The 25,693-nt window shown below is 66.8% G+C and carries 28 protein-coding genes; 12 read left to right on the top strand and 16 right to left on the bottom strand.

Features of this window, described 5'->3' with window-relative positions; translation table 11 throughout:
- Positions 1–7: 7 nt before the first annotated feature.
- Both VGI62_RS13845 and VGI62_RS13840 read right to left on the bottom strand, forming a co-directional pair.
- A complete protein-coding gene (locus VGI62_RS13845) occupies positions 8–352 on the bottom strand; it encodes a RusA family crossover junction endodeoxyribonuclease (RefSeq protein WP_331505084.1) in 345 nt (114 codons plus the stop codon).
- A 71-nt stretch (positions 353–423) separates the two neighbouring features.
- Complete coding sequence (locus VGI62_RS13840; protein ID WP_331505080.1) at positions 424–744, bottom strand: YbjQ family protein; 321 nt, start codon at positions 742–744, stop codon at positions 424–426.
- Positions 745–904: 160 nt separating this feature from the next.
- Here VGI62_RS13840 and fumC point away from each other — a divergent pair, with 160 nt between their 5' ends.
- Together fumC and VGI62_RS13830 are read left to right on the top strand one after the other, a co-directional pair.
- Positions 905–2,311, top strand: coding sequence for a class II fumarate hydratase (fumC, locus tag VGI62_RS13835; RefSeq protein ID WP_331505079.1), 1,407 nt, complete (start codon positions 905–907; stop codon positions 2,309–2,311).
- A gap of 99 nt (positions 2,312–2,410) precedes the next feature.
- Complete coding sequence (locus tag VGI62_RS13830) at positions 2,411–2,659, top strand: hypothetical protein (protein ID WP_331505078.1); 249 nt, start codon at positions 2,411–2,413, stop codon at positions 2,657–2,659.
- Positions 2,660–2,673: 14 nt separating this feature from the next.
- On the opposite strand, the gene VGI62_RS13825 is transcribed toward VGI62_RS13830, so the two are convergent.
- Positions 2,674–3,642, bottom strand: a complete 969-nt coding sequence (locus VGI62_RS13825; RefSeq protein ID WP_331505083.1) for a polyprenyl synthetase family protein — start codon at positions 3,640–3,642, stop codon at positions 2,674–2,676.
- 175 nt (positions 3,643–3,817) lie between these two features.
- Here VGI62_RS13825 and VGI62_RS13820 point away from each other — a divergent pair, with 175 nt between their 5' ends.
- A complete protein-coding gene (locus VGI62_RS13820; protein WP_331505077.1) occupies positions 3,818–4,558 on the top strand; it encodes a tRNA1(Val) (adenine(37)-N6)-methyltransferase in 741 nt (246 codons plus the stop codon).
- On the opposite strand, the gene VGI62_RS13815 is transcribed toward VGI62_RS13820, so the two are convergent.
- The gene (locus VGI62_RS13815; RefSeq protein ID WP_331505076.1) at positions 4,555–4,869 is read right to left on the bottom strand and encodes a GNAT family N-acetyltransferase; all 315 of its coding nucleotides are present in this window, start codon (positions 4,867–4,869) and stop codon (positions 4,555–4,557) included. The two genes, VGI62_RS13820 and VGI62_RS13815, sit on opposite strands and share 4 nt — an antisense overlap.
- 281 nt (positions 4,870–5,150) lie before the next feature.
- Between VGI62_RS13815 and rsgA the strand changes: the two genes are divergently transcribed.
- Entirely contained in the window at positions 5,151–6,269 is a 1,119-nt protein-coding gene (gene rsgA, locus VGI62_RS13810; protein WP_331505075.1) for a ribosome small subunit-dependent GTPase A, read from the top strand.
- Between the two features lie 22 nt (positions 6,270–6,291).
- On the opposite strand, the gene VGI62_RS13805 is transcribed toward rsgA, so the two are convergent.
- The 3 genes from VGI62_RS13805 to VGI62_RS13795 all read right to left on the bottom strand — a co-directional run bounded on the left by VGI62_RS13805 (position 6,292) and on the right by VGI62_RS13795 (position 8,974).
- Positions 6,292–7,158, bottom strand: a complete 867-nt coding sequence (locus tag VGI62_RS13805; RefSeq protein WP_331505074.1) for a DUF2189 domain-containing protein — start codon at positions 7,156–7,158, stop codon at positions 6,292–6,294.
- A gap of 187 nt (positions 7,159–7,345) precedes the next feature.
- Positions 7,346–8,365 carry a ketol-acid reductoisomerase gene (gene ilvC / locus VGI62_RS13800; RefSeq protein WP_331505073.1) on the bottom strand — a complete coding sequence of 340 codons (1,020 nt, stop codon included), beginning with the start codon at positions 8,363–8,365 and terminating at the stop codon, positions 7,346–7,348.
- A gap of 105 nt (positions 8,366–8,470) precedes the next feature.
- The gene (locus VGI62_RS13795; RefSeq protein WP_331505072.1) at positions 8,471–8,974 is read right to left on the bottom strand and encodes a GNAT family N-acetyltransferase; all 504 of its coding nucleotides are present in this window, start codon (positions 8,972–8,974) and stop codon (positions 8,471–8,473) included.
- Positions 8,975–9,190: 216 nt separating this feature from the next.
- On the opposite strand from VGI62_RS13795, the gene arfB reads away from it, so the two are divergent.
- Positions 9,191–9,613 carry an alternative ribosome rescue aminoacyl-tRNA hydrolase ArfB gene (arfB, locus tag VGI62_RS13790; protein ID WP_331505071.1) on the top strand — a complete coding sequence of 141 codons (423 nt, stop codon included), beginning with the start codon at positions 9,191–9,193 and terminating at the stop codon, positions 9,611–9,613.
- Positions 9,614–9,618: 5 nt separating this feature from the next.
- Here arfB and VGI62_RS13785 read toward each other — a convergent pair whose 3' ends face one another.
- Positions 9,619–9,798, bottom strand: coding sequence for a YegP family protein (locus tag VGI62_RS13785; RefSeq protein ID WP_331505082.1), 180 nt, complete (start codon positions 9,796–9,798; stop codon positions 9,619–9,621).
- Between the two features lie 328 nt (positions 9,799–10,126).
- Here VGI62_RS13785 and VGI62_RS13780 point away from each other — a divergent pair, with 328 nt between their 5' ends.
- Positions 10,127–10,666, top strand: coding sequence for a hypothetical protein (locus VGI62_RS13780; protein WP_331505070.1), 540 nt, complete (start codon positions 10,127–10,129; stop codon positions 10,664–10,666).
- Positions 10,667–10,740: 74 nt separating this feature from the next.
- Positions 10,741–11,016, top strand: a complete 276-nt coding sequence (locus tag VGI62_RS13775) for a hypothetical protein (protein ID WP_331505069.1) — start codon at positions 10,741–10,743, stop codon at positions 11,014–11,016.
- A gap of 67 nt (positions 11,017–11,083) precedes the next feature.
- Here the strand turns inward: VGI62_RS13775 and clpB are convergent, their stop codons facing one another.
- Positions 11,084–13,666, bottom strand: coding sequence for an ATP-dependent chaperone ClpB (clpB, locus tag VGI62_RS13770; protein WP_331505068.1), 2,583 nt, complete (start codon positions 13,664–13,666; stop codon positions 11,084–11,086).
- A gap of 194 nt (positions 13,667–13,860) precedes the next feature.
- Between clpB and VGI62_RS13765 the strand changes: the two genes are divergently transcribed.
- Positions 13,861–15,147, top strand: coding sequence for an OmpP1/FadL family transporter (locus VGI62_RS13765; RefSeq protein ID WP_331505067.1), 1,287 nt, complete (start codon positions 13,861–13,863; stop codon positions 15,145–15,147).
- Between the two features lie 46 nt (positions 15,148–15,193).
- On the opposite strand, the gene VGI62_RS13760 is transcribed toward VGI62_RS13765, so the two are convergent.
- The 3 genes from VGI62_RS13760 to grxC are packed head-to-tail and all read right to left on the bottom strand — an operon-like array spanning position 15,194 to position 16,763.
- Positions 15,194–15,628, bottom strand: a complete 435-nt coding sequence (locus tag VGI62_RS13760; protein WP_331505066.1) for a DUF1178 family protein — start codon at positions 15,626–15,628, stop codon at positions 15,194–15,196.
- Positions 15,625–16,467: a carbon-nitrogen hydrolase family protein gene (locus tag VGI62_RS13755; protein ID WP_331505065.1), complete on the bottom strand. Its 843-nt coding sequence runs from the start codon at positions 16,465–16,467 to the stop codon at positions 15,625–15,627. Before VGI62_RS13755 ends, VGI62_RS13760 begins: the two co-directional genes overlap by 4 nt.
- Positions 16,468–16,499: 32 nt before the next feature.
- Complete coding sequence (gene grxC / locus VGI62_RS13750) at positions 16,500–16,763, bottom strand: glutaredoxin 3 (protein WP_331505064.1); 264 nt, start codon at positions 16,761–16,763, stop codon at positions 16,500–16,502.
- Between the two features lie 189 nt (positions 16,764–16,952).
- On the opposite strand from grxC, the gene VGI62_RS13745 reads away from it, so the two are divergent.
- A complete protein-coding gene (locus tag VGI62_RS13745; RefSeq protein ID WP_331505063.1) occupies positions 16,953–17,861 on the top strand; it encodes a methyltransferase domain-containing protein in 909 nt (302 codons plus the stop codon).
- Between the two features lie 137 nt (positions 17,862–17,998).
- On the opposite strand, the gene VGI62_RS13740 is transcribed toward VGI62_RS13745, so the two are convergent.
- Together VGI62_RS13740 and VGI62_RS13735 are read right to left on the bottom strand one after the other, a co-directional pair.
- A complete protein-coding gene (locus VGI62_RS13740; RefSeq protein WP_331505062.1) occupies positions 17,999–18,454 on the bottom strand; it encodes a hypothetical protein in 456 nt (151 codons plus the stop codon).
- A gap of 478 nt (positions 18,455–18,932) precedes the next feature.
- On the bottom strand, positions 18,933–19,298 hold the full coding sequence (locus VGI62_RS13735) for a DMT family protein (protein ID WP_331505061.1): 366 nt from the start codon (positions 19,296–19,298) through the stop codon (positions 18,933–18,935).
- A 531-nt stretch (positions 19,299–19,829) separates the two neighbouring features.
- Between VGI62_RS13735 and VGI62_RS13730 the strand changes: the two genes are divergently transcribed.
- Together VGI62_RS13730 and VGI62_RS13725 are read left to right on the top strand one after the other, a co-directional pair.
- Entirely contained in the window at positions 19,830–20,045 is a 216-nt protein-coding gene (locus tag VGI62_RS13730; protein ID WP_331505060.1) for a hypothetical protein, read from the top strand.
- An 88-nt stretch (positions 20,046–20,133) separates the two neighbouring features.
- The gene (locus VGI62_RS13725; RefSeq protein WP_331505059.1) at positions 20,134–21,075 is read left to right on the top strand and encodes a hypothetical protein; all 942 of its coding nucleotides are present in this window, start codon (positions 20,134–20,136) and stop codon (positions 21,073–21,075) included.
- A gap of 54 nt (positions 21,076–21,129) precedes the next feature.
- Here the strand turns inward: VGI62_RS13725 and mutT are convergent, their stop codons facing one another.
- Positions 21,130–21,549, bottom strand: coding sequence for an 8-oxo-dGTP diphosphatase MutT (gene mutT / locus VGI62_RS13720; RefSeq protein WP_331505058.1), 420 nt, complete (start codon positions 21,547–21,549; stop codon positions 21,130–21,132).
- A gap of 282 nt (positions 21,550–21,831) precedes the next feature.
- Here mutT and VGI62_RS13715 point away from each other — a divergent pair, with 282 nt between their 5' ends.
- Positions 21,832–23,241 (top strand): DEAD/DEAH box helicase, encoded by a 1,410-nt coding sequence (locus VGI62_RS13715; RefSeq protein ID WP_331505057.1) that lies wholly within the window; start codon positions 21,832–21,834, stop codon positions 23,239–23,241.
- A 508-nt stretch (positions 23,242–23,749) separates the two neighbouring features.
- On the opposite strand, the gene VGI62_RS13710 is transcribed toward VGI62_RS13715, so the two are convergent.
- A partial coding sequence (locus VGI62_RS13710) for an alpha/beta hydrolase family protein (RefSeq protein WP_331505056.1) occupies positions 23,750–25,693 on the bottom strand: 1,944 nt, incomplete at its 5' end.

Genomic DNA, 25,693 nt, shown 5'->3' with positions numbered 1-25,693 from the left:
AGTTCGATCACGGCCGCACCTCGCCTGGTCGGAGCAAGGGCGAGGGGCCGGTGTCGGCGACCTTGCGCACCGTCACCGTGATCCGTTCCCGCTCACCGGGCGCGCGCTCGACGAGCAGGCGCGCGACCTGGGCGTCGTCGTGGAAGGCGTAGCCCTTGATCGAGTCGAGGATCGCCTTGGCCAGGTTGTCGAGATCGAGCCAGGGCGGATCACCGACATACTCCATGCGGATCTCGACCGCGAACTCGCCCCAGCTGGGCCGGGAACCGCGCCAGGCCTTCCGAAAGAACTCATAGATCAAGGGCTTATAGTACTTGGCCTGGGTGGTGAGGCCATCGACCACCACCTCCATGACGCCTTCCGACTCGCGCACGCGCACCTTGCCGTGCTGGGTCCAGGCGTCTTCCACGCCCAGCCCCGGCCCTAGATCCTTTCGACCTTCACCGCGGTGCCGTAGCACAGCACCTCCGTAATGCCGTCCATGATATCGTTGGCGTCGTAACGCATGGCCAGCACAGCGTCTGCTCCGGCGGCCTGGGCGTGTTCCACCATGAGTTGATAGGCCTCCTGACGGGCATGTTCGGCCAGTTCTGTATAGATCGACAGATTGCCTCCGAAGATCGACTGGATCGCGCCGCCTACGTTGCCGATAACGCTGCGCGAACGGACTGTGACGCCGCGAACCATGCCGACGTGGGCTGTGATCCGGTATCCGGCGAGTTCGTTGGTGGTGGCGACGAGCATGGTTCCTGAGGCTCCGAGCTTGGCCGCTCACCTATATCGTCCGGCCTGGAAGCGCGCCACGCCCGTTGCGCCCTCTTGTGTTGCCGTCCCCTTGTTGCGACTGGGCCGCTCGGCGGCTAGACCCCCGGAACACCGACCGCCGCCAGCCTGGGACGCCCCGATGACCGCCACCCGAACCGAAACCGACACTTTCGGCCCCATCGAGGTCCCCGCCGACCGCTATTGGGGCGCGCAGACCCAGCGGTCGCTGCAGAACTTCAAGATCGGGTGGGAGAAGCAACCCAAACCGATGATCAGGGCGCTGGGCGTGGTCAAGCGCGCCGCCGCGGAAGCGAACCTGGCGCTGGGCAAGCTGGACTCCAAGATCGCCGAGGCGATCGTCGCCGCCGCTCAGGAGGTCATCGACGGCAAGCTCGACGACCATTTCCCCCTGGTGGTCTGGCAAACCGGGTCCGGCACCCAGTCGAACATGAACGCCAACGAGGTGATCTCGAACCGGGCCATCGAGATGCTGGGTGGCAAGATGGGCTCCAAGACGCCGGTCCATCCCAACGACCATGTCAACATGAGCCAGTCTTCGAACGACACCTATCCGACGGCTATGCACATCGCCTGCGCCGAGGAAGTGGCCCGTAGCGTGATGCCGGCGCTGGAGCACCTGCACCAGGCGCTGACCTTCAAGAGCAAGGCGTTCGCCCACATCATCAAGATCGGACGCACCCACACGCAGGACGCCACGCCGCTGACGCTGGGCCAGGAGTTCGGCGGCTATGCGCACCAGACCGCCATGTCCGTCCGTCGCCTGAAGGAGACGCTCTACGGCCTCTATGAACTCGCCCAGGGCGGCACCGCGGTCGGCACCGGATTGAATGCGCCGGTAGGCTTCGCCGAGAAGGTCGCCGAGCGGATCGCGGCGATCACCCGTCTGCCCTTCGTCACCGCGCCGAACAAGTTCGAGGCTCTGGCGGCGCATGACGCCATGGTCTTCAGCCATGGGGCGCTCACCGCAGCGGCCGGCGCGCTGTTCAAGATCGCCAACGACATCAGGTTCCTGGGCAGCGGGCCGCGCTCGGGCCTGGGCGAACTTTCCCTCCCGGAGAACGAGCCCGGCTCCTCGATCATGCCCGGCAAGGTCAACCCCACCCAGGCCGAGGCGCTCACCATGGTATGCGCTCATGTGATGGGGAACCAGACTGCGATGGGCTTCGCCGGCAGCCAGGGTCACTTCGAACTGAACGTGTTCAACCCGGTGATGGCCTACAACTTCCTGCAATCCTGCCGGTTGCTGGCCGACGCATCGGTCTCGTTCACCGACAACATGGTCGTGGGCATCGAGGCCCGCGAGGACAACATCAAGGCCAACCTCGAGCGTTCGCTCATGCTGGTGACCGCGCTCGCCCCCACCATCGGCTACGACAACGCCGCCAAGATCGCCAAGACCGCCCACAAGAACGGTACGACGCTGCGCGAAGAGGCGGTCGGCGGTGGCTACGTGACCAACGAGGAATTCGACCGCGTCGTGCGCCCGGAGAACATGATCGGTCCGGGCTTGGGCGCGGACGCTTGAGGTCGCCTCGATCCGGCTCAACTTTGCGACGGACGGCTGAAGGGCGAGTCTCGCGACCAGTTGGTTGACGGGACTCGCCAACAGGCGCGTGAAGGGGCCATGGCCAGTGAAACCGTCTACATCGTGCAGTCTTACGTCGCCGGTCGCGGCAAATCGCTCAAAGCTGAGCAGCAGGTGGGCTGCAAAACCGCCGAGGAAGCACGGCGAAAGGCCGAGCGGCTGGGACCGTTGCGCGTGGGTGTGGTCGCCTTCTCCGCCACGGCCGACACGGAACTTGGGGACTACGACGAAAACCCCGTGATCCTGTTCAAGTCCGGCCAGCTGCCGCACCCGTTCAACGAGGCCTGAGGCCAGGCCGGCTCCTAGGCCCGCCGCACCACCGCAAAGTCGGCGAGGCTCTCCAGCGCCGGACGCCAGGGGCTGGCGCTGAACTCGGCGAGCGACGCCTTGGCGCTGGCAGCGTAGGTCGAGGCCAGGTCCAGCGTGGATTGCAGGGCGCCGGTCGCGCGCATCAGCTCTCTGGCGCGGTCAAAATCGGCGTCGGTCTGCTCGCGACGGTCAACGGTGCGGATCCAGAACTCGCGCTCGGAGGCGCCCGTGCGGGCCATGGTGAGCAGAAGCGGCAAGGTGGCCTTGCCCTCGCGGAAGTCGTCGCCCGGGTTCTTCCCGAGCGTCCCGCTCTCGCCGGAATAGTCGAGGGCGTCGTCGACCAGCTGGAAAGCCAGGCCCAGGTCCTGGCCGTACTTGCGCAGTGCGCGGCAGCGCTCGGGCTTGGCGCCGGCCGAAACCGCCCCGGCCTCGGCGGCGGCGGCGAACAGCTCGGCGGTCTTCGCCTTGATGATCTCGAGATAGACCTCCTGGGAGAGATCGAGGTCGTGGGCTCGGGTGAGCTGCAGCACCTCGCCTTCGGCGATCACCCGCGAGGCGCGGGCCAGGATCTCCAGCGCCGGCATGGAGCCCGCGCCGACCATCAACTCGAAAGCTCTGGCGAACAGGAAGTCCCCGACCAGCACGCTCGACGGCGCGCCCCAGATGAGGTGAGCGGCGACCCGGCCGCGGCGCAGCTCGGACGAATCGACCACGTCGTCGTGAAGGAGAGTCGCGGTATGGATGAACTCCACGGCCGCGGCGAGCCTCAGGCAGGCGTCGTCGCGGGCGCCTGCCAGGCGCGCGGCCGCCACCGTCAGGAGCGGGCGCAGCCGTTTCGCGGAGCCGGCTATCAGATGGTCGGCCAGCGCCGGAATCACCGGCACAGGGCTGTCCATGTGTCGCCGGATCAGGGCGTCGACGGCGGCCATGTCCATTTGCGCAAGCGCCAGCAGCGCGTCCAGCGAGGGCGGTTTTGGGGCGACGAGGGGGCGTGTGGCGACGTCCAAGCGGACCTCGGGCTCCTGGATTACAACGGCCGGGGGGAGGCGGCCGCCTTTGCGAGGGACAATGGTGACGCGATAGAGCACGGTCAAGCGCACCTACCTGCCAGATCAAGTTACATTGGTTCACCACACCATGATCGAGACGACCGAAGACCGCGTAATGGACGGCAGGGTGCGGCTGCGCCAACCGGTCCGCGGCTATCGCGCAGGTCTCGACGCAGCCCTGCTGGCGGCCTCCTGTGACGCCGCGCCTGGCGCGCGGGTGATCGAGGCCGGCTGCGGGGCCGGGGCGGCCCTGCTGGCGGCCGCGGCGCGACGTCCGCAGACAAGCTTTACCGGCGTGGAGCGTGACCCCATGGCGCTGGCCCTGGCGCGCGAGAACATCGCGCTCAACGGCGTGGAGGGCCGGGTCGACGTTCTTGAGGGCGACGTGGCCCTGCGATTCTCGAGCCTCGGCCTGGCGCACTTCGATGCGGCCCTGGCCAATCCCCCGTTCTTCGACGATCCCGACGCCCTGCGCGGTCCCGCGGCCGAGCGGCGCGGGGCCTGGATGGCGGACGACGGTCTCGAGGCCTGGACCGGCTTCCTGACCAAGGCCGTCCGCGAGGGCGGGACAATCACCGTGATCCACCGCGCCGACCGGTTGGCGGACCTCCTGGGCCTCCTGGCTCCGAAAGCGGGGTCTTTCCAGATCCTGCCTGTCCTGCCCTTCGCCGACCAACCGGCCAAGCGCGTACTGGTCCGGGCGATCAAGACCGGCAAGGCCCCCTTGCGCCTCTTGGCGCCCCTCGTGCTGCATGAGCGCGACGGGGGCAAACACACGCCGGCCGTCGAGGCCATTCTGCGCGGCCAGGCGGCGCTGGAGTGGGCCTAGGCTGGGAGGCCCAGACGGGCGCGAAAGTCCGGATGGACCAGGTCCTGCCACTCGGAGTGCTTTTTGATGAAGCCGGCCATGAACGGACAGATCGGCTTGACCTTGAGGCCATGCTGGCGGGCGTAACCAAGGGCGGTCCTGGCGAGCGCCGAGCCGACGCCGCGGCCCTCGAAGGCGGCTGGGACGACGGTGTGCGGCAGGACCAGGGCGTCACGCAACAGGCTGTACTCGGCGAAGGCTGTCTCACCGCCCAGAGTGACTTCAAAGCGATGGGTCGCCTCGTTCATCACCACGTCTATTGCTTCGGCCATAGGCTCCTCCCCTCTCGTCGACTGAGCCCGAACAACGGCCGCGGCCAAGCCATCAGGGATGACTGCGGCCCGCCCCGCCCAGCGAGCACGCTGCATCCTCTGCTTGACCGATCTGCGCTCGGAGACCAAGCTCTCTTCTTCGCACAGACGCTCATCCGACGAGGGAGGCCCTTGATGACACGGACTGCCATTGCCCTTCGTTGCGTCGCCGTGCGTGCTGCCTGAGCGCAGCATTCCTCCCTTAGGGACGGGATTTTCCGCGGTCGACGCCTGATCGGCTCATGACCTGCAAGGAAACCCTGAAAATGTTGAATACCTACGGCTGGAGCGATGCGCTCCAGCGCGACTTTACGCCGTTCGCGGACGTGGGCCTGGTTCCGGCCCGCGTGACCGTCCAGCAGCGCGGCTCCTATCGGCTAGTTACAGAGACCGGAGAGTTCGAGGGCCGCATCTCGGGTCGGCTGGCCCACGAGGCGTCGCTCTTTTCCGGCAGCGGCGGCGGCCATCCCGTCACCGGCGACTGGGTGGCGGCGGAACTCAAGGGCGGCGCGGCGATCATTGCTCACATCCTGCGACGCACCACGGCCTTCACTCGCATGGCGGCGGGGACGGCCAAGGACCGTCAGGTCGTGGCGGCCAATGTCGACACCGCGCTGCTGGCCGCCTCCCTGAACGCCGACCTCAATATGCGCCGGCTGGAGCGCTACCTTGCCACCGCCTATGACAGCGGGGCAGCGCCGGTGATCCTGCTCACCAAGGCGGACCTCTGCGACGATCCCGGGCCGCTGGTCGAGGCTGTGCAGGCGATCGCCGTGGGCGTGCCGGTGCTGCCTGTCTCGGCGGCGACCGGCCAAGGGCTGGACGCGCTCGCAGCGTTGCTCGCGCCCGGCAAGACGGCCGTGCTGCTGGGTTCGTCCGGCGTCGGCAAGTCCACCCTGGTCAACGCGCTGGCTGGCGCAGACCTGATGGCGACCGGCGAGATCCGCGAGGGCGACGCCCATGGGCGCCACACCACCTCGCACCGGCAGCTGATCCTCCTACCCTCGGGGGCGCTGATCCTCGACACACCGGGGATGCGCGAGCTGGCGCTGTGGGAGGCCGAAGCGGGCGTGGCGGCCGCCTTTGCCGACATCTCCACGGAGATCGAGCAACTGGCCGAGGATTGCCGGTTCCGCGACTGCGCTCATGGCCGCGAGCCCGGTTGCGCGGTCCAGGCGGCTCTGGCCGATGGAACCCTGGACGTCGACCGCTGGGGCAGTTTCCAAAAGCTGCAGCGCGAACTTGCGCATGCGGTCCGCAAGGAGGATCCGCTCGCCTCGGTGGCCGAGCGTAAGCGCTGGGCGGCGATCCACAAGGCGGGACGCGCCCGGATGAAGGCCAAACGCGAGTGGGGCGACTAGGTCCCGCTCGCCTGCGTCGCGGCTAATCGATCACCTTGCGATAAAGGTGCCAGGTGGCGTGACCGAGCAGGGGCACCACGAAGATCAGCCCGACCAACGCCGGCAGCGAGCCCAGCACCAGGAGGCCGGCGACGATCGCGCCCCAGAGCGCCATCGTGCCTGCGTTGGCCGCGACGGCGCGCAGGGAGGTCTTGATGGCCGTGACCAGACCGACATCGCGGTCAATCAGCAGCGGGAACGACACGACGCTCAGCGCAAAAGCCAGCACCGCGAACAGGAAGCCCACGCCGAACCCGGCTGCGATCATCGTCCAGCCGCCGCCCGTCGTGAACACGCTGCGCTCAAACCCTGCGATCGTCTGCGGAGCCGTCCCGCCGAGCGTGGCCAGGTAGATTTGCCAGGCCACCGCCAGCCAGACAAAGAACAAGCCGAGCAGGATTGCGCCCAACCCGAGGATCGAGCCGATCGCGGGCGAGCGAAACACACCCATCGCGTCGAACCAGGTGACAGGCATCCCCTGCTCGCGGCGGCGGCTCAGCTCATAGAGGCCGACGGCGGCGAAGGGGCCGATCAGCGCAAAACCAGAGGCGAGTGGAAAGACTTCCGGCAGAAGGTCGTAGCTAAAGGCCAGCCTTGCCAGCACGAGGCCGGCGAGCGGATAGATCAGGCCGATGAAGAGGACGTCGTCCCGGGTCGCGCCGACGTCGGCCGCGCCTTTGCGCAGCGCGTCCCAAAGGTCCGAGGCCCCGATCTTGTGGACGACCGGAACCGCCTGAGCGGCATGGCGGTCACGCCTTGGCAACACCGCATGGCTGATGTCGGAGGCTGCCCAGCCGAGCTTTTCGATGACGAATTCGAAGGGATTTTCGATGTGATTTTGGGACGCCATACCTGATCTCCCGGACCGACGGTCTGGAGGATGGCCTGGCGGCGACGGCTCTGGTTCCGTGGCTCGTGCAGACCACCACCCAGAAACAACACCGGTTCAGGCTAGCATGGAAGGCGCACGCCGTCGCAAGGCCTTCGCGACGGCGCGCCTGGGTGCGGCGAGGTGATGCGTCCGGCGAGTGAGCGCGTTAGTTCCGCGCGGTGTCGACCAGCTTGTTCTTGGTGATCCAGGGCATCATGGCGCGCAGGCGTTCGCCCACTTCCTCGATCTGATGCTCGGCGCCACGCCGGCGGGTGGCCTTGAAGCTGGGCGCCCCGGCAGCGTTCTCCTGCATGAAGTCGCGCACGAAGCGGCCGGACTGGATGTCTTCCAGTACGCGCTTCATCTCGGCCTTGGTCTCCGCAGTGACGATCCGCGGTCCGGTCACGTACTCCCCGTACTCGGCGGTGTTGGAGATCGAGTAGTTCATATTGGCGATGCCGCCTTCGTAGATCAGGTCGACGATCAGCTTCACTTCATGCAGGCATTCGAAGTAGGCCATTTCGGGGGCGTAGCCGGCCTCGACCAAGGTCTCAAAGCCCGCCCGGATCAGTTCGACCAGGCCACCGCAAAGCACGGCCTGCTCGCCGAACAGGTCGGTTTCACATTCCTCGCGGAAGTTGGTTTCGATGATGCCCGAGCGCCCACCGCCGATGGCCGAGGCGTAGGCCAGGCCGAAGTCCAGCGCGTTGCCCGTCGGGTTCTGGTGGATGGCGATGAGACAAGGCACCCCGCCGCCCTTCTGGTACTCGCCGCGCACCGTGTGGCCGGGTCCCTTCGGGGCGACCATGAGAACGTCGATGCCCGGAGCCGGCTCGATCAGATTGAAGTGCACGTTGAGCCCGTGGGCGAACAGCAGCGCCGCGCCGTCGCGGATGTTTGGGGCGATCTCAGACTTGTAGATATCGCGCTGCAGCTCATCGGGGGCCAGCACCATCAGCGCGTCGGCCCACTTTGCGGCGTCGGCGACGCTCATCACCTTCAGACCGTCGGCTTCGACCTTCTTGGCCGTGGCCGAGCCCGGCTTAAGGGCCACGGCGACGTTCTTCACGCCGGAATCCTTGAGGTTGAGCGCGTGCGCGCGGCCCTGGCTGCCATAGCCTACGATGGCGATCTTCTTGTCCAGGATGCGGGAAAGGTCGGCATCGCGGTCATAGTAGACACGCATGATTGTTCTCCTGGATGGTCAAGAAGCTGCGGTGCGGCGCAACGCAGGTGCAGCAAAGCGGGCGCTTTCCAGCGGTTTTTTGCGCGAACGTCAAGGGAAGCGGCGTCACAGCCTTAGCCGCGCCATGGCGATGGTGTCCACATACTGGCCGTCACGCCAGGCGTAGGCGCGCAGGACGCCCTCACGTTCGAAGCCGAAGCGTTCGTATAGGGCGATCGCGCGCACGTTATCGACGTAAACGTCGAGCTCCAGCCGCTTGATGTTCCACCAACGGTCGGCGACGTCGACCATCGCCTGCATCAGAGCTGTGCCGACACCGCGGCCCGCGTGGTCGTCGTGCACCGCCATCCCTATGCCGGCGGTGTGGGCGCGCCGGTGGCGCGTCTCGCGCACCATGCCGGCGGAGCCCACGACCTTTCCATCGAACACAGCGACCAGCATGAGTTCGTTGTCGCCCCGGCCTGCAAATCGCTTCTCCCGTGCGGCGACCGAGGTGAAGGGCGTCTGGAGGGTGCCCCAATAGGCCCGTGGCTGGTTGTTCAGCTCAGTGAGCTGCGGCACATCCCCGGGCTCGGCGGCGCGGACCAGGATGTCGGCCTTCTGGCTCATATCCGTTTCTCCTGTGGCGGGGACGGACAGGGACCAAGAAAAAGCCCCGTCCGGATCCCGGCGGGGCTGGTGTTACGATCGTCTGTGGGCTGGTACCTAGCGCACAACGTCCCACACCGGCCTGCCGGAGGCAGTCGGAGGAAGTACGAAAAAGAGGGCGATCGCGCGCATGCGACGCTCATAACCTGTTAGGCGAAGCTTGGCAAAGCCAGTCTCATGATCCCCGTCACCGACAGCATCGCGATCGAGGAGGACGAGCTCAGTGAGAAGTTCGTGCGCGCCTCGGGTCCGGGCGGCCAGCACGTGAACACCTCGAGCTCGGCGGTGGAGTTGCGGTTCGACGCGCGCAACTCCCCGTCGCTGCCCGAAGAGGTGAAGCACCGGCTGGTCAGGATCGCGGGCCAGCGCATGAACCAGGACGGCGTCATCGTGATCTTCGCCCAGAGCTATCGTTCGCAGGAGATGAACCGCCAGGACGCGCGTACGCGCCTGATCGATTTGATCGAACACGCGACGCATAGGCCGAAGCCGCGGAAGAAGACGCGCCCCACCTACGCCTCCAAACTGAAGCGGCTGGACGGCAAGTCCAAGCGCGCCGGCGTCAAGGCCATGCGCGGACGCCCGACGCGGGACGACTGACCGACTTAGGCGGAAACGTCCTCCACCGGGGCGGCGGGCCCGTTCTTCTTTATGCTCGCGATGGCGTTTTTCGCCGACTCTTTCGAGGCGTAACCCTCTGTCGAGAACATGATCTCGCTGTTGTATTTGAAGCGGACGCGGAACTCGCCCGCCTTGTCCTTGTAGATTTCGAACTTGTGGGCCATCGCGACCTCCGGGAGCAGGGCCTCGCCGAGGCTCCGCCAGGCCGAAACGGCGGTCAATCCGGGGTTCCACCCGATTTCGGCGGCCGATCCACCTGAGGCGCGAATTTCGCCCAGCGCCGCCCCGAACTTGGTTGGGGGAACGACGGCGGGTCTTGCGAACCGGCGTGACGAGCGCATGGCCGGCAGCCTGGTCGTCTGGTTGTGGCGCTCAGCGTGGGCCTGGCTGCGCTCCTCGTCTTCACCCTGTTCCCGCCACGAGAAGGCGCCGGCGGCGCCAAAATCGCGACGTCTGGCGCGATTTCGCCGCATTGGCCTATATGCTCGGGTTATGGCCGACCGATCTCGTCTCCTTCCCGCCGTCGCCCTGCTGGGCCTGCTCACCGCCTGTGCGCCGAGCCTTGGCCCGCCGCCTCCTGGTCATGTCGAGACCTTGCCGCAGGACGACAGCTTCCGCGCCAGCGATTTCGCCTGGTCGAAGGCGCCGGGCCACAACACCTTGGTCGGCGCCCTGGCCCTGAAGGGCGGGACAGTCCACTACACCTGCGCGGGCGCGACCGTCGTGCTGACGCCGGAAACACCCTGGTCGCGCAAGCGGATGATGGTGCTCTACAAATCCGACCAACGTTCTGCCCTGCCGACCGCCGACGTGCGCAGCCGCACGGCGCAGGCCCCGCCGGGCAATTCCGATCCTTTCGTCAAGCGCGCGACCTGCGACGCCAGCGACCACGTGAGCTTCACCGGCCTACCGGATGGCTCGTGGTACGTGGTGACGCTCGCAAAGCCTGCAGAGGGCCAGACGGGCGAAAGCCTGGCCGTGATGCGCCGCGTGACGACCCGTGGCGGCCGCGCCACAACCTTCGAATTCTGAGCCAACATCGGTCAGAACCCTAAAGACGGGTTTCGCGTTCTCCTGCGTCGGGACGACTGACGAAGGAAGTTCTTATGCGTAACCTGATTTTTGCCGGCCTGGCCGCGGCGGCGCTGCTGAGCGCCGCGGGCGCCAGTTCCGCCCAGCCGGTCGTAGTCGAACGCTACGGCCACTGGGACCCGGCCTGGGGCGTCGTTCCTCCTGCCCCGTCGCACCACTGGCGCCATTGGCGTGAGCACGAGGGCGCATGGTACGGCCACGTGCACTCCTGCATGACGCGCTACCATGGCTACGACGCGCATCGCGACATGTACCTTGAAGGCCACCGCTGGGTGGCCTGCGTCGACTAAGCCAGCAGTCCCGAGGTGAAGGCCCCGGCTTGCGCCGGGGCCCTTTTCGTCAGGGCGACTCGCTTCGTCAGTGGACCTTTGCCCGACCGATTGCGAGGCCGTCCTCGCCGGCGCTGACGTCGATGACCGCGCCGTCTTCCAGTTCGCCGGCCAGCAGCTTCCTGGCGATCGGATCGACCAGATCCTTCTGGATCACCCGCTTTAGAGGCCGCGCGCCGTAAACCGGGTCATAGCCGCGCTCCGCCAGCCAGTGGGTGGCTGAGGCGTCAAGCGCGATCGCCATCCGCCGATCGGCCAGCAGCTTTTCCACCCGCTGCAGCTGGATCCTGACGATATCGTCCATGGCGTGCCGCCCGAGCCGCTTGAAGAGGATGATCTCGTCGATGCGGTTCAGGAATTCCGGCCTGAAGTGACGACGAACGACGTCCATAACCGAGGCGCGGGCGACCTCAACGTCCTCACCCTCGTCCAAGGTCGCCAGGAATTCCGAGCCCATGTTCGAGGTCATCACGATCAGGGTGTTCCGGAAGTCGACCGTACGGCCCTGGCCATCGGTAAGGCGGCCATCATCCAGGACCTGCAACAACACGTTGAAGACATCCGGGTGGGCCTTCTCAACCTCGTCGAACAACAGCACCTGGTAGGGCCTGCGGCGCACGGCCTCTGTCAGCGCCCCGCCCTCATCGTAGCCGACGTAGCCGGGAGGCGCCCCGATCATCCGGGAGACCGAGTGCTTCTCCATGTATTCACTCATGTCGATGCGGGTCAGCGCGTGCTCGTCCGAGAACAGGAACTCGGCCAGCGCCTTGGTGAGCTCGGTCTTGCCGACACCGGTCGGGCCCAGGAACAGGAAGGAGCCGATCGGGCGGTTGGGGTCCTGCAGTCCGGCACGCGCGCGACGAACGGCGTCGGAGACAGCGGTAAGGGCCTCTTCCTGGCCGACCACGCGGGCGCGAAGCGCGTCTTCCATCTGGAGCAGCTTCTCGCGCTCGCCCTCCAGCATCTTTTCGACGGGCACGCCGGTCCAGCGCGAGACCACCGCGGCGATCTGCTCGGCATCGACCACTTCGGGTGAGACCGCGTCCTGCTCGGCCTTGGCTTCTTCCTCCGCCAGGCGTTTTTCCAACGGCGGGATCTCGCCATAGGCAATCTCGGAGGCGCGCTGCAGGTCGCCCTTGCGCTGGGCGGAGACCAGCTCGGCGCGCAAGCGGTCAAGGGCTTCACGGGCCTGGGCGGCGGAAGAGACTTTCGCTTTCTCCGTGCGCCAGCGCTCGGACATGTCGGCGGATTGCGCCTCAAGCTCCTCGAGTTCCTCTTCCAGCCTTTCCAGTCTGGCCTTCGAGGCCGCGTCGGTTTCCCTGGTCAGAGCCTCCCGCTCGATCTTCAGCTGAACGATGCGCCGGTCGATCTCGTCCAGTTCCTCGGGCTTTGAATCGACCGCCATGCGCACGCGACTGCCCGCTTCGTCCATCAGGTCGATGGCCTTGTCCGGCAAGAAGCGGTCGGAGATGTAACGGTGAGAGAGCGTTGCGGCGGCCACGATGGCTGAATCCGTGATGCGCACGCCGTGGTGCAGCTCGTACTTTTCCTTCAGGCCGCGCAAGATGGAGATGGTGTCCTCCACGCTGGGCTCATTCACGAAAACAGGCTGGAACCGGCGCGCCAGCGCGGCGTCCTTCTCGACATTCTTGCGGTATTCATCGAGCGTCGTAGCGCCCACGCAATGCAGCTCGCCGCGGGCCAGGGCAGGTTTCAGGAGATTGGAGGCGTCCATCGCCCCCTCGCTCTTCCCGGCGCCCACAAGCGTGTGCATCTCGTCGATGAACAGGATGATCGAACCCTCTGCGGCCGTGGTCTCGTTGAGCACCGCCTTCAGCCGCTCTTCGAACTCGCCGCGGTATTTCGCGCCCGCGATCAGCGAGCCCATGTCCAGCGAAAGCAGTCGCTTGTCCTTCAGGCTCTCGGGCACGTCGCCGTTGACGATGCGCAGCGCAAGGCCCTCGACTATGGCGGTCTTGCCGACGCCGGGCTCGCCGATCAGCACGGGGTTGTTCTTGGTGCGGCGCGACAAGACCTGGATGGTCCGACGGATTTCCTCATCACGGCCGATCACCGGATCGAGCTTTCCGTCACGAGCCGCCTGGGTGAGATCGCGGGCGTAGCGCTTGAGCGCGTCGTAGCCTTCTTCAGCCGAAGCTGAATCGGCGGTCTTGCCCTTGCGCACGGCCTTGGCGGCGTCTTCCAAAGACCGGGGCGATGCGCCGGCGTCCTTCAACACCTTGGCCGCGTCGCCGCCATCTTTGGCGATGGCGATCAGCAGACGCTCGGTCGTCACGAAGGCGTCGCCGGCCTCTTTCGCGCCGAGTTCGGCGTTGGCGAAAACCCGTGCGGTGTCGGGCTTCATGTAAAGCTGGCCGGAGCCGCCCTCGACCCTTGGCATCTTGGACAGCGCGGCATCGATCGCATGATCGGCCTCGTCGGGCCGCCCGCCGGCGCTCTGAATCAGCGCGCGCGACAGCCCGTCCTTTTCCTCGAGCAGCACTTTCAGGAGGTGCTCGGGCGCGAGCTGCTGATGGCCTCGGGCAAGCGCCAGGCTCTGCGCCGACTGGATCGCCTGCTTGGCGCGGTCGGAATAGACGTCGATGTTCATCAGGTCCCCTTGATCGGCGAAAACTGCCGGGACCGCCTCATCCAAGCACGGCCCCGCGACCCCGATGTAGTGTGGCAGGGGCGCCACACAACCCTAGTGGTAACGTCGGATGGCGGGGACCTTTGCGGCCCGTCTAACCTGAGAGAACACCTGAGCGGGGATCGCGCATTGTCGCGCCGACGGGAGCTTCGCCAATGTCCTCAATCCGCACGCTGATCCTGTCGAGCGTCGCGCTCGGAGCGCTCGCCTCGCAAACCCACGCGGCCGGCTTCTATCTGCAGGAGCAGGCCGCTCGCGGCACCGGGCGCGCCTATTCCGGCGAAGTCGCCGACCAAGGCCCCGCGTCCCTGTGGTGGAACCCCGCTGCGATCGCCCGTTCGCCGCGAGAGGTTCATCTCGGCGCCAGTGCGATCTTTGTTGATTCAGAAGTGAACAATTCCGGCTCGACGATCACCTTCCCGCCCGGCGTCAGGCTGCCGGTCAGCGGGGAACCCTTCGCCTTCAATCCCATCCAGGACGGCGTCGCTCCGAACCTTGGGGTGTCCACCCCGATCGGCGATCGCTTCGCTATCGGCCTGTCGGTGGCCGCCCCGTACAATTTCACCACCAAATACCGCCGCCAGTCCTGGGCGCGCTACGACGCCCTGACGTCCGGCCTGATGACAGCAGACATCCAGGTCACTGGCGCAATGAAGGTCAGCGACTGGCTGGACCTCGGCCTCGGCTTCGACGCCCAGTACACCGACGCCAAGCTGCAGACCGCTTCACCGAACCTTTCGCCTTTGCTGCCGGACGGGATCACCCAACTGAGCGGTAACGGCTGGAACTACGGCTGGACGGTCGGGGCGCAGGCCCATTTCGACCGGGTGACCTTGGGCGCGAGCTATCGTTCGGCGATGGACCACGACGTGGACGGTCGGGTCTTCGTCGGCGGCCTCCTGGGTCCCTTGGCGTCCGGCAATGTGGACACCTCCGGTTCGGCCACCTTCACCACCCCGTGGATCGCAACCTTCGGCGCGAGGTGGCGGGTCACAGACAAGCTGACCCTCGACGGCCAGGTGCAGCGTTTCGGCTGGAGCGAGTTCGGCGCCATCCAAGTTACGACGGCGGGCGGCCGCCAGACCCTCGCCCAGGACTACAAGGACACCACCTCCGGGGCGGTAGGGGCCGACTTCGCGGTGAACGACCGGCTGACGCTGCGAGCCGGCGTGCAGTATGACCCCACCCCGACGCCCGATGGAGAGCGGACAGCGCGCGTTCCAGATGGTGACCGCTGGCTCTATGGCCTGGGCGCAACCGGCCGGATCGGAGAGCGGATCCATCTCGACGCGGCCCTGGCGTACATCGACTTCGCCAAGAGCGACGTGCGCCATGACACGGTCTTCTACGCAGGGACGCCGGCCGCGACGCTCACGTCCCTGCGCGGCAGCGTACAGGGAACCGGATATGTCATGTCGCTGGGCTTGAGGACCGAGTTCTAGGTTACTGCCTAGCCCCACGCTGGGCCGCCGCCACCAATCGACCAGGTCAGTTGAGTTTGGCCTTCTTCGGCGGTTCGGGCGGCAAGGGCGCCACGGGGACGCCGTCCTCGAGCAGGTCACGGACTTCGGCTGGGCTCGCCTGGCCGTAGATGCCGCGGTCCTCGGAGCGGCCTTCGTGGATAGCGCGCGCCTCGGACGCGAAAGCATCGCCAACGTCGTCGAAGTTCTCTTCCACGTGGCGGCGGATGCGGCCCATCGCCTCCATCATCATGGTCCGGTTCTGAGCCTGGGCCTGGAGATCGCGCGAGGTGCGTTTCGTGCCGACGAGGGCGGGCGCCATTATAGCTTTGCGCACCGCCTTGGAGCCGCAGACCGGGCATTCGACCAAGCCACGCGCCTGTTGGTCGTCAAAGTCCGCGGACGCCCCAAACCAGCCTTCGAAGTCATGTTCCTGCTCGCAGAGGAGCGCGTAGCGGATCATGCGAGCGCCTTTGCGGCGAGGACCTGCGGCTCGGCGAACGGGCGGGCGTTGGCAAGTGCGGGAATCGCCGCGCGGGCCTTGGCGGAGGCCGCCAAGTCGAGGTCCGCCATCAGCACGCCGGGCTCGTCGTGATCGAGTTTCGCCAGCACCTCGCCCCAGGGTGCGACTGCGAGAGAGTGGCCATAGGTGCCGCGGCCGTCCTCGTGTCGGCCGCCCTGGGCGGGGGCGAGCACGAAGGAGCCTGTCTCGATCGCCCGGGCGCGCATGAGCACCTCCCAGTGCGCGGCGCCGGTGGGGCGGGTGAAGGCCGAGGGAATGGTCATGACCTCGGCGCCCGCCAGCGCAAGGGCGCGGTAGAGGGCTGGAAAGCGCAGGTCGTAGCAAATGGTCATGCCGAGATTGAGGTCGCCGGCCCGCGCGGTCACGGCCCGGTCGCCAGGCTCGTAAGTCTCCGACTCCCGCGAGCTCTCACCAGTCGGAAGGTCGACGTCGAACATGTGCAGCTTGTCGTAGGTGGCGGTGAGTTCGCCGGTGGGCGAGACGAGCGCCGAGCGGTTCGCCGCCTTGCCGTCCTTGCGCTTCACCAGCGCCGAGCCGATCAGGATCCAGACGCCGAGGTCTTTCGCCGCCTGGCGCAGACCGGTCACAACGAGGTCCTCATCGAGGGACTTGAGCATCGGCAGAAGGGCGGCGCGGTCCTTCTGCAGGACGTTGGTCCCTTCCGGGGTGGCGATGAATCGAGCGCCCTGCGCGGCCGCGTCGCGGACCATCGGCAAAACATGCCCCAGCGCGGCCACGTGGGTCGCCGGGGTGCGGGTCTGGATCAGGGCGACTTTCATGGCGCCACCTTATAACCGAGGCGCTGGAAAGCTTAAGCCGCCGCCTGCAGCAGCGGGTCGAGTTCCCCGGCGCGTTCGAGCGCCATCAAGTCGTCGCAACCGCCGATGTGCTGATCGCCGACAAAGATCTGCGGAAAGGTGGCCCGGCCACCGGCGCGCTGCACCATTTCCTGTCGCTTCTCGGGATCGAAGCCGGCTTCGATCTCAGTGAAGTCGATGCCTTTCTGCTCAAGCAGCGAGAGCGCCCGCACACAGTAGGAGCAGTAGGCTTTGGTGTAGATGGTGACGTGAGACATGACGCTCTATCGAAAGACCTGTCGCGAAAGGTTCATATGGTGAGTCCTGCCACCTCTGTAACCCAGGCCACCAGTGCGACATCCACCCGCACCACGCCCGCAGCCATCAGACCGAGCGCGGCCCGCCGGTAGACTCGCGCCGGCGGACTCGGTTTCAATAAAGACGGGAAGAGGCCATCTTCGGCGCACATGCTGCTCCCCCCCCGCCTCTTCGACCGCGCGCTACACAGGAAGCGCCTGGACCGCGCCGCCAAGGGCTTCGCCGCCGCCGATTTCCTCCAGCGCCGGGCCGCCCTCGACATCGTCGAGCGTCTGGAAGGGATCATGCGGGACTTTCCCCTCGCCGTCGACCTCTCGGCGCGACATGGCGCCCTGCGTGCAGCGCTCGCCGATAGCGCCGCCGCCGCACGCGTGGGCCTCCTGATCGAGACTGACCTCTCGCCTGCCATGCTGGCCACCCGCGGCGGGCCGCGAGTGGTGCTCGACGAGGAGCGGCTGCCATTCGCGCCCCAGAGCTTGGACCTTGTCGTCTCAACGCTGGGGCTGCACTGGACCAACGACGTGGTCGGCGCGCTCGTCCAAATCCGTCGCGCGCTGAAGCCCGACGGACTGTTCATGGGAGCCTTCCTCGGCGGCTCTACGCTTACCGAACTTCGCCAGGCGCTGACCGCCGCCGAGGACGAGATCCTTGGCGGGACCGGCTCGCGCATCTCGCCCTTCGCCGACAGCCGCGACGCGGCGGGGCTTCTGCAGCGGGCGGGCTTCGCCCTGCCGGTCGGGGATGTCGACCGGGTGAACGTGAGTTACGAACACCCCCTGAGGTTGCTGGCCGACCTGCGCCAGATGGGCGAGACCAACGTGTTGGCCGATCGCCACCCGCACGCCCTGACGCGCACCTTGCTGGCGCGTGCGAGCGAAATCTACGTCGAGCGGTTCGCGGGCGCCGATGGCCGGGTGCGGGCCACCTTCGAGATAGTCACCCTGACCGGCTGGTCGCCGCACGAAAGCCAGCAACAGCCGCTGGCGCCGGGCTCAGCCAAGATGCGGCTCGCCGACGCGCTCGGCGTCGTCGAGCACCGCCTGCCCAGGGACGACTAGCCTCCGGCAAGTCGCCGCCAAATCGCTCGCCACTGTCGTTGACGGCTCGCGAGTGAGCGTCCCGCGTAAGGTCTGTTCTCTTTAGCTGCGACGCGGGACGGCCGGCCGGCAACACCTCCACGGCCGTCCGACTGGCCTCAATAAAGCACCCGATACTCGGCGCCGTTGGAAAAACGGCAAACGCCGTTTCCGTGCGCGTCCAGGTCATCGTTCACGACCTCACAGTGAACGGTTGCGCCGCTTTGGCCCTTCATGTCGACGAAGCCGGGGCTCCCGCCCCCCTCTATTGCGCGGCCACGACCCGTGTAGGCTGACCCTGGCCTGTCGAGGCCGCGCGACTTGCCGTAAGCGCCAAATGAGCCGCCGACCTTTACTGTGAATTGTCCTCTCAGGACCTCGCCGTCGCGCATTTTAAGCCAGATGGCGCCGCTTCCGTTTTGGCCCTCCAGGTATGCATTAAGCGGTCCAATGTCTTGGGCTTCGCGGTTGTCGGGGGAGAGGGCGAAGATGCGGGCGGTCGTACCGGCGCCCAACAGAAGTGCGACAGGGGCGAAAAGCACCAATACGCCGATCCTAGCCGCACTCACTCTCATTGCGCGATCTCCGAGACGACGATTCGCTGCGCGACAGGCCTGTCGAGGCTGTATTCGACCTCAACCAGGATTAGGCCCGGCGAGGCTCCCGTGGGAATAAGGTCAATACCTGAGCGCCTCAGCACGAAGGCTGTGACCCCGGATCCTGTACCGGCCCCCGGCCCGAAAGCGGGCCTCCGAAACGTCAGGTGAAGGGGCGTGTAACCGTTCGGGCGTCCGTCGCGGACACCCGAGGTCTCAGAAGATGTAGATTGCGACAAAAAGGGGTGGCGGGCTCACAGGAGAGGCCGGGCCCGCCACCGGCCGTTGGCCAGAGGAAACTGGCCCGGGGTATGGGATCACCTGGCCACCCACCGACCCTAGAGGGCGTGACGCGGCGTCAGAGAACCTGTTATTCGAGATAGATAGCCAATGTCCGGAACCTTCCTGTTCACGGAATGGAGTGGCTCCGGCAGAAATGCCGGCGTGAGCCCAGCGCTTAGGTTCCGTGCCCGAGGTTGCCATGAAAAACCAGGAACGCTCCGGCCGCGATCAAGGCGAAGCCGATGCCCTGCACTGGCGTGATCTTCTGGCCCAGGTACACGAAAGAAAAGACCACAAACACGGAAAGGGTGATGACTTCTTGGATCGCCTTCAGTTCCGCCGCTGAGTAGACGGCGCTACCCCACCGATTAGCGGGGACCGCCAACCAATATTCGAAGAAGGCGATGCCCCAACTTACAAGGATTACGCCCCAAAGCGGGCGATCCTTGAATTTCAAATGTCCATACCAGGCGAACGTCATGAACACGTTCGAGCATATGAGCATGATGACTGGGAGCAGACGTGCGGCGATGACGGGCATCAAGGTAATTCCTAATTTCCGACCGAGATCGTCAACTGCCCCGAGGCGGAATTGGCCGAACGGGGAAAATCGGCGCCGTCACGCGTGGCGAGTCACGAACCGACCTTGGCGCATCCACGTCGAATAGAGATGTCGCCGGTTCCGTCAGATAGAAATTTAAGTCGCCGACGCTTGGGATCGGGCGGTGGCGGACTTGTCGGATGTCGCCGATGGGGGGATGCGCAGGTTTAGCTCCCGCCGCGATTTTGGCGTTCACCACGGAACGGTGCGCCCCTTACGACCGGGGTATTGGAGGCCCCGTCTTCCCTGCCGCGAGATCAGCACATCCACGGCCTTTGGAATGGTCTCCTCCAAGATTGTGCCGCTCGGTTGCGGCGTTATCGCTCTTGTGACGTCGATTTTTCTTGCGGTCGCGCGTCCCGTCCAGGCCGCCGACTTGTCGCCCTCACGTTGGCCGCAGGCGCAGCGGTCCGACCTCCAGGCCCGAGAACTCCCTTTCGTGCCCAAAGCCAAAGGGAGGCGCGAGGGACGGTGCTGATCGCCGGGACGGCTTCGCCCGTCGCGATTCACGCCGGCATGGAGGCTCTGCGGCAGGGCGGCCCGGCTTGCGACGCCGCCACGGTGGTCGATCTCACCCAGATCGCCAGGACCATGGGCGCGACTGTGTCCTACCCGGGCAAGGCCGTCGCTGCCAGGCGTGCCGCCGACCCGCCTGTGGCGAAGCTTGATAACGCTCCGGAAACTTAGGATCGCGCCTATTGGCCGAGGCGGTGTTCGCCGCGGGTTCGACGGATCCACGGCGGCGCTTGAGGGGGCTCCGAAAAAGGGGGTCGATATGAAGAACAACATCACAGGGCTCGGCGCCGCGGCAGCTTGCGCCACGGCCCTCGTGGCCTGCACGACGGCGCCCGCGCCACCGCTGGCCCATGCCCCGTCTCCGACGGCTCAGATGGCCGCGCCGCGCGATCGCGGACTGGTGGCCCAGGCCAGCGCCTTCGAGAGCTTCATGCGCCACGCCCGCGGCATCGACGCCCAGTTCGCCGGCCCCTCCGAGGTCTCCGAGGCCCTGCAGACGGGCGCGGCGCACGAACCGCACGAGCTTGAGTCCGGAATGATCGCCTATGCGGCGCTCGCCGCCCTGCAGGAGCCGCGCCTGGTGGCCGCGGTGCGCGCCAATCGAAATCCGGGCGACCTCGCGCGCCGGCTGAGCGCCGATCCGCAGGCTGCCTTGGCGTTGCCCGGCGCGGAGCAGGCCGAGGCGCGCGCCAGCGGCGCGCTCTTTGCGCAAGGCGCCGCGCTCGCCGGCGAAGGCGAGAAGGTCAAGCGCGCGGCCTATACGGTGCAGCACCAGGCCTGGTCCAAGGCCAAGGTCCCCGATGCGGCGGCCCGGCTGAGCCGGGTGAAGCACATTTCGGCTGAGGCCTACCGACCCAATCGCGAAGACCCGGAACGGCTGAGGCAGGCGCTGGCTGACGGCGAACGTCGCCCCGGCCCCCCAAGCCCGGTGGTGACCCGCGCCGTGGCGCTGGCGGCCCTGAGCGTGCTTGGCGAAGATGGCCAGGCGCGCAGCCTGATGAGCGAACCCCGCTCGGACTCCTGCATCAGGCTCGCCAAGCTCAACCTATTCCAGTGCCTGGCCACCGCCGGCCCGCACTATGAGGACATCTTCTGCCTGGGGCAGCACGCCATGATCGACCCCGGCCAATGCGTGGTCGACGCCACGCGAACAGCCACGCAGCGCCAGGCCGCGGCGACGAAGGCGAGCTACAAGCGCTGACTTGCCTTTCTCCAACCGGCGAAGGAACCGCTCGTCCGCCGCGGGGAGGCGTTGTCAGAGCAAATCCCTCAGCCACGCCACCAGCGGCGCGTCGGCAGGGGGCATTGGATAGTCTGTAAGCTTGGAGGGTTTCACCCACGCCAGGGCCTTGTGTTCGAGGGCCTTCATCTGGCCGGACCAGCGGCGGCAGAGATAAAGCGGCATCAGGAGGTGGAAGCCTTCGTACTCGTGGCTGGCGAAGACGAAGGGCGCCAGGCAGGCGTGGGTCACCTGGATGCCCAGTTCTTCCTCGAGCTCGCGCATCAGGCAGCCTTCCGGCGTCTCGCCGGGCTCCACCTTGCCGCCCGGGAATTCCCAAAGGCCCGCGAGTTGCTTGCCCTGCGGCCGCTGGCAGATCAGCACGCGGCCGTCGGCGTCGACCAGGGCCGCGGCGGCGACCAGCAGCATGGGTTTAGGGGCCGGTTTTTCGCTCATCCCGCTTCATTCCCGGCCTGAGTCATAAAGGCAACAGCTGCGCCGCAAAGCCGCACCCTGGGTTGACTTCATGTCTGAGAACAACGATGTGCAGCCCGCGTCACGAACTATGACGTGCTCAGTGCTCCAGCCGCGTGGGGTCTCGTTACGAGGCCCAGCCTGTCGAGCGCAGTAAGATCCATAGATCGCCCATCACGCGGGGCGCTTCCCCAAAGACCCGCGACCTCCGCGCCCTCGACAAGGAATCGATTGGGTGCGTTCGGCGCATATGTGAGACAGAGTTTGACTCAATTTACCGATTTCGGCCTCGCCGCCCCGCTGCTCAAGGCGCTGGCCCAGGAAGGCTACAGCCAGCCCACGCCGATCCAGGCCCAGGCCATCCCGGGCGTCATGGCCGGCCGCGACCTGCAGGGCATCGCCCAGACGGGCACCGGCAAGACCGCCGCCTTCGCGCTTCCCATCCTCCACCGCCTGGCCGCCGAAAAACGCCAGCCGGAGCGCAAGGGCGCCCGCGTCCTGGTGCTCTCCCCCACCCGCGAGCTCGCCAGCCAGATCGGCGAGAGCTTCAAGACCTACGGCCGGCACATGGGTGTCACGGTCGCCGTCATCTTCGGCGGCGTGAAGTACGGCGCCCAGCACAAGGCGATGGCCAACGGCGTCGACGTCCTGGTGGCGACACCCGGGCGCCTGCTCGACCACCTGCAGGAGAAGACCATCACGCTTCGGGGCGTGGAGATCTTCGTCCTCGACGAGGCCGACCAGATGCTCGACCTCGGGTTCGTACTGCCGATCCGCAAGATCGTGGCGCACATGCCCAAGGCCCGGCAGAACCTCTTCTTCTCCGCCACCATGCCGAGCGAGATCGGCAAACTGGCCAGCGAACTGCTCAACGATCCGCTGCGCGTCTCGGTGACCCCGCAGGCCACCACCGTCGATCGGGTGAACCAGCGCGTGCTGTTCGTGGAGCAATCCCGCAAGCGCGCGCTGCTAGCCGAGCTCTTCGACGACGCCGGCTTCAAGCGGGTCATCGTCTTTACGCGGACCAAGCGCGGCGCCGACCGAGTCGCCAAGGGCCTGGAGCAGGTAGGCGTCGAGGCGGCCTCCATCCACGGCGACAAGAGCCAGGGCCAACGCGAACGGGCGCTGGCTGACTTCAAGGCCGGCAAGGTCCGCGCCCTGGTCGCCACCGACATCGCCGCGCGCGGCATCGACATCGACGCGGTGAGCCACGTGGTGCAGTTCGAGCTGCCCAACGTGCCGGAAAGCTACGTCCACCGCATCGGCCGGACAGCGCGGGCCGGAGCCGACGGCTCGGCTGTGGCTTTCTGCGCCGACGATGAGCGGAATTTGCTGCGCGACATCCAGAAGGTGACGCGCCAGACGATCCCGTCCTTCGACCGCCGCAACGACAAGCAGTTGGGCGCCGCCACCGCAGCCCTGCCGGAGGTCGCCGGCAAGCCCGACCGCGCCGACACCCGCGGCCAGCCGCACCGCGGCAATCACCAGCCCAAGCGCAACCGCAACCACGGCGGCGGCAATGGCGGCGGCCACCGCCACGAGGGGGCTCCGGCCCGCTCCGGCGAAAAGCGCGGCGGCGAACCCAAGCCCGCCCAGCGTCCGGCCTTCAAGGGCCCGCAACGCGGCGGCGGCAATCAATCCTCCGGTCGCACCGGCGTCTGGTCTAACCGGTAGGCCGAACTGGCAAGGCAGAAGGCCCCGCACCAAGCGGGGCCTTTTTTCTGTGGCCTTCTTTTCTGTGGCCTTCGGCGCGGTCTGCAGCTCCAGCGACTTTCCCTTGCTCGCCGCTCCACCGCCTATTTCTCGCCGCCGCACTTGCCGCCCTTGGCGACCGGGACGTTGCGAAAGCTTGGATGAGGCGCGCTTTGGTCACCAACGCCGAGAACCCCAACGTCCGCTACAACTTCGCTTGCGCGCTTTGCGTGCTTGGCGACGAGGGCGGCTCTCACGGAATTCGAAGCTTTTGCCGCCACGCCCCAACGAACTCGTTGGCGCACGCGAAGACCGACCCCGACCTCTCCCTGCTTCATCGGACGCCCAGGTTTGCGGCACTGCTCACTGAGGCCGCGGACCGGCGGCCGCAGGCCAGACCAGCGACTGACCGACCTCAGCTCCGGCCGCACCGGCGTCCGGTCGAACATCGCGCAATTTCTCGAGGGGCCCGCCGTAAGGCGAGGCCCCTTCAGTTTGCCGGATTGTGCTTCTCGACGAAGGCGACGGCTGCGGTGAGCATGGCCTGGCGGGTGACTTCGCGGGAAAGCCAGTGGTCTTCACCAGGCATGGTGATGAACTCCACGGGTTTGCCGGCTGCCTTGAGGGCACGCTCCATCGCCTCGCTCTGTTCGATCGGCACGACGGTGTCGTCGGCGCCGTGGATCAAAAGGATCGGCGCATCGGCGTGAGCGGCGAGCCGCTGGGGCGAAATCTCCTTGAGATCCTGGCCCGCCGAAGCGCCCATCAGGGCGCGCCAGAAGCTGACCGCGCGTCCGTCCGACCCGTGGCGGTCGGAAACCCAGCCCTGGAACCGTGACAGGTCGCCCAGCCCAGCCACCGATACCGCACAGCGATAGCGGCCTTGCTCAATCGTCACGCCTGCCAGGGCCGCGTAGCCGCCGTAGCTGCCGCCGACGATGCAGGCGCGCTTGGGATCGACAAGGCCTTGCCGCGCAAGTGCATCGACCCCATCGGAGATGTCCGTCTGCATCTTGCGTCCGAACTGCCCGTAGGCGGCTTTGCGGAACGCCTCGCCACGTCCGAGCGTGCCGCGATAGTTCGGCTGGAACACCGCATAGCCGCGAGACGCGAAGGCCTGGGCCCACCAGTCGAACCGAGCCGTATCGCCCGGCGCCAACGGTCCGCCATGAGGCAGCACCACTAACGGCAGGTTCTTGGCCTCGCGCCCGGGAGGCAGGGTCAGGACGCCGTCCATCGCCAGGCCGTCGGCCGCCTTGTAGGAAATCATCTTCACCGGCCCCACATCGGCCGCCGGGATGTCGGGATTGACCCGCCCGATGGGCACGGCGGAACGCTTGGTGATGTCCACCAGCCAGTAGGTGCCGGCGTCGCCTGGACCGTCGGTCAGGAAGATCATCCGGTCGAGGCCGCGGCCGTACGAGACCAGTTCGCTGTTGGAGCCCGGCCACGCGCCACGCGCGGCATCCACTTTCTTCTGAAGGGCCGGGTCGAACAGCTTGATGGTTTCGCCGTTACTCGACGAGAGGCCGATCAGCAGGTGGGTGTCGCGGTCGTAGAGGCCCGTGGCTGTGTTGTCCCCTCGGATCAGGACTTCGCCGTCGCCGCCAGAGGCCATCGAGACCTCCTTCAGAGCCACATCGTCGTCGGAGCGTTCCCAGAGCAGCAACTTGTCCGCCGCGCGCCCGCGCCCCTCGAGGTTGGTGCGGAAATCGCCTTGGTCAGCGCCGCTGACCAGGATCGGGGCGCCGCCGGCCGCACCGGGGAACAGCTTGAAAGCCGCGCCACGAGGATCGACTACGCTTCGGACCAGAACCTCGCCGGAGGGCCCGAGAAGCCATTCGGTGAACCCCCCGGCTGGCTTCGCCACCAGGTCGGCCTTGCCTGTCTCGAGATCGATACGGACCAGACGCGGATAGATGGGGGTCGACGTGTAGGACGGGTCTACGACCAGCTTCGGCGTATAATCTTCCTGGGTGATGGCCCCGACATAGGCATAGCTCCGCTCTCCCACGTCGCGGACGCCGTACCAGCCAAAGAAAGAGCCGAGGTAGGTGTTCGACTCTCCCAGCAGCGGAAAGGCCTTGTGGGTTTTCAGGTCCAGCTGCGCGCCGCTCATCCACTCCTTAACTGCGTCGCCTGGCATCCGCGGTTGGATCGTCGAACTTCCAAACACGAAGAGGTGGCGGTCGCCGCCCCAGACCAGGTCGCGCACCTTGCCGGGCTGAAGCTTGGTCGCCACCTCGGCCTGACCGTCGATCCGGCGGACAAACAGGTTGCGGTTCTCACCGTCTCGGGCCGCGAGCGCGAACCGTTCTCCCGAGGGCGACAGCGAGATGAAGTCGATGGCCGGCAATCGACCGTAGACTTCCACCGGCGGCGGCGCGGCGCGCGCGGATAGCGCCACGCCGAGCGCAGCGGCAAGAGCGATCAG

The organism is Phenylobacterium sp. (assembly GCF_036495085.1).
GTDB lineage: Bacteria > Pseudomonadota > Alphaproteobacteria > Caulobacterales > Caulobacteraceae > Phenylobacterium.
The sequence above is the reverse complement of the archived record's forward strand: the minus strand, read 5'-3'. Positions and strand labels throughout refer to the sequence as shown.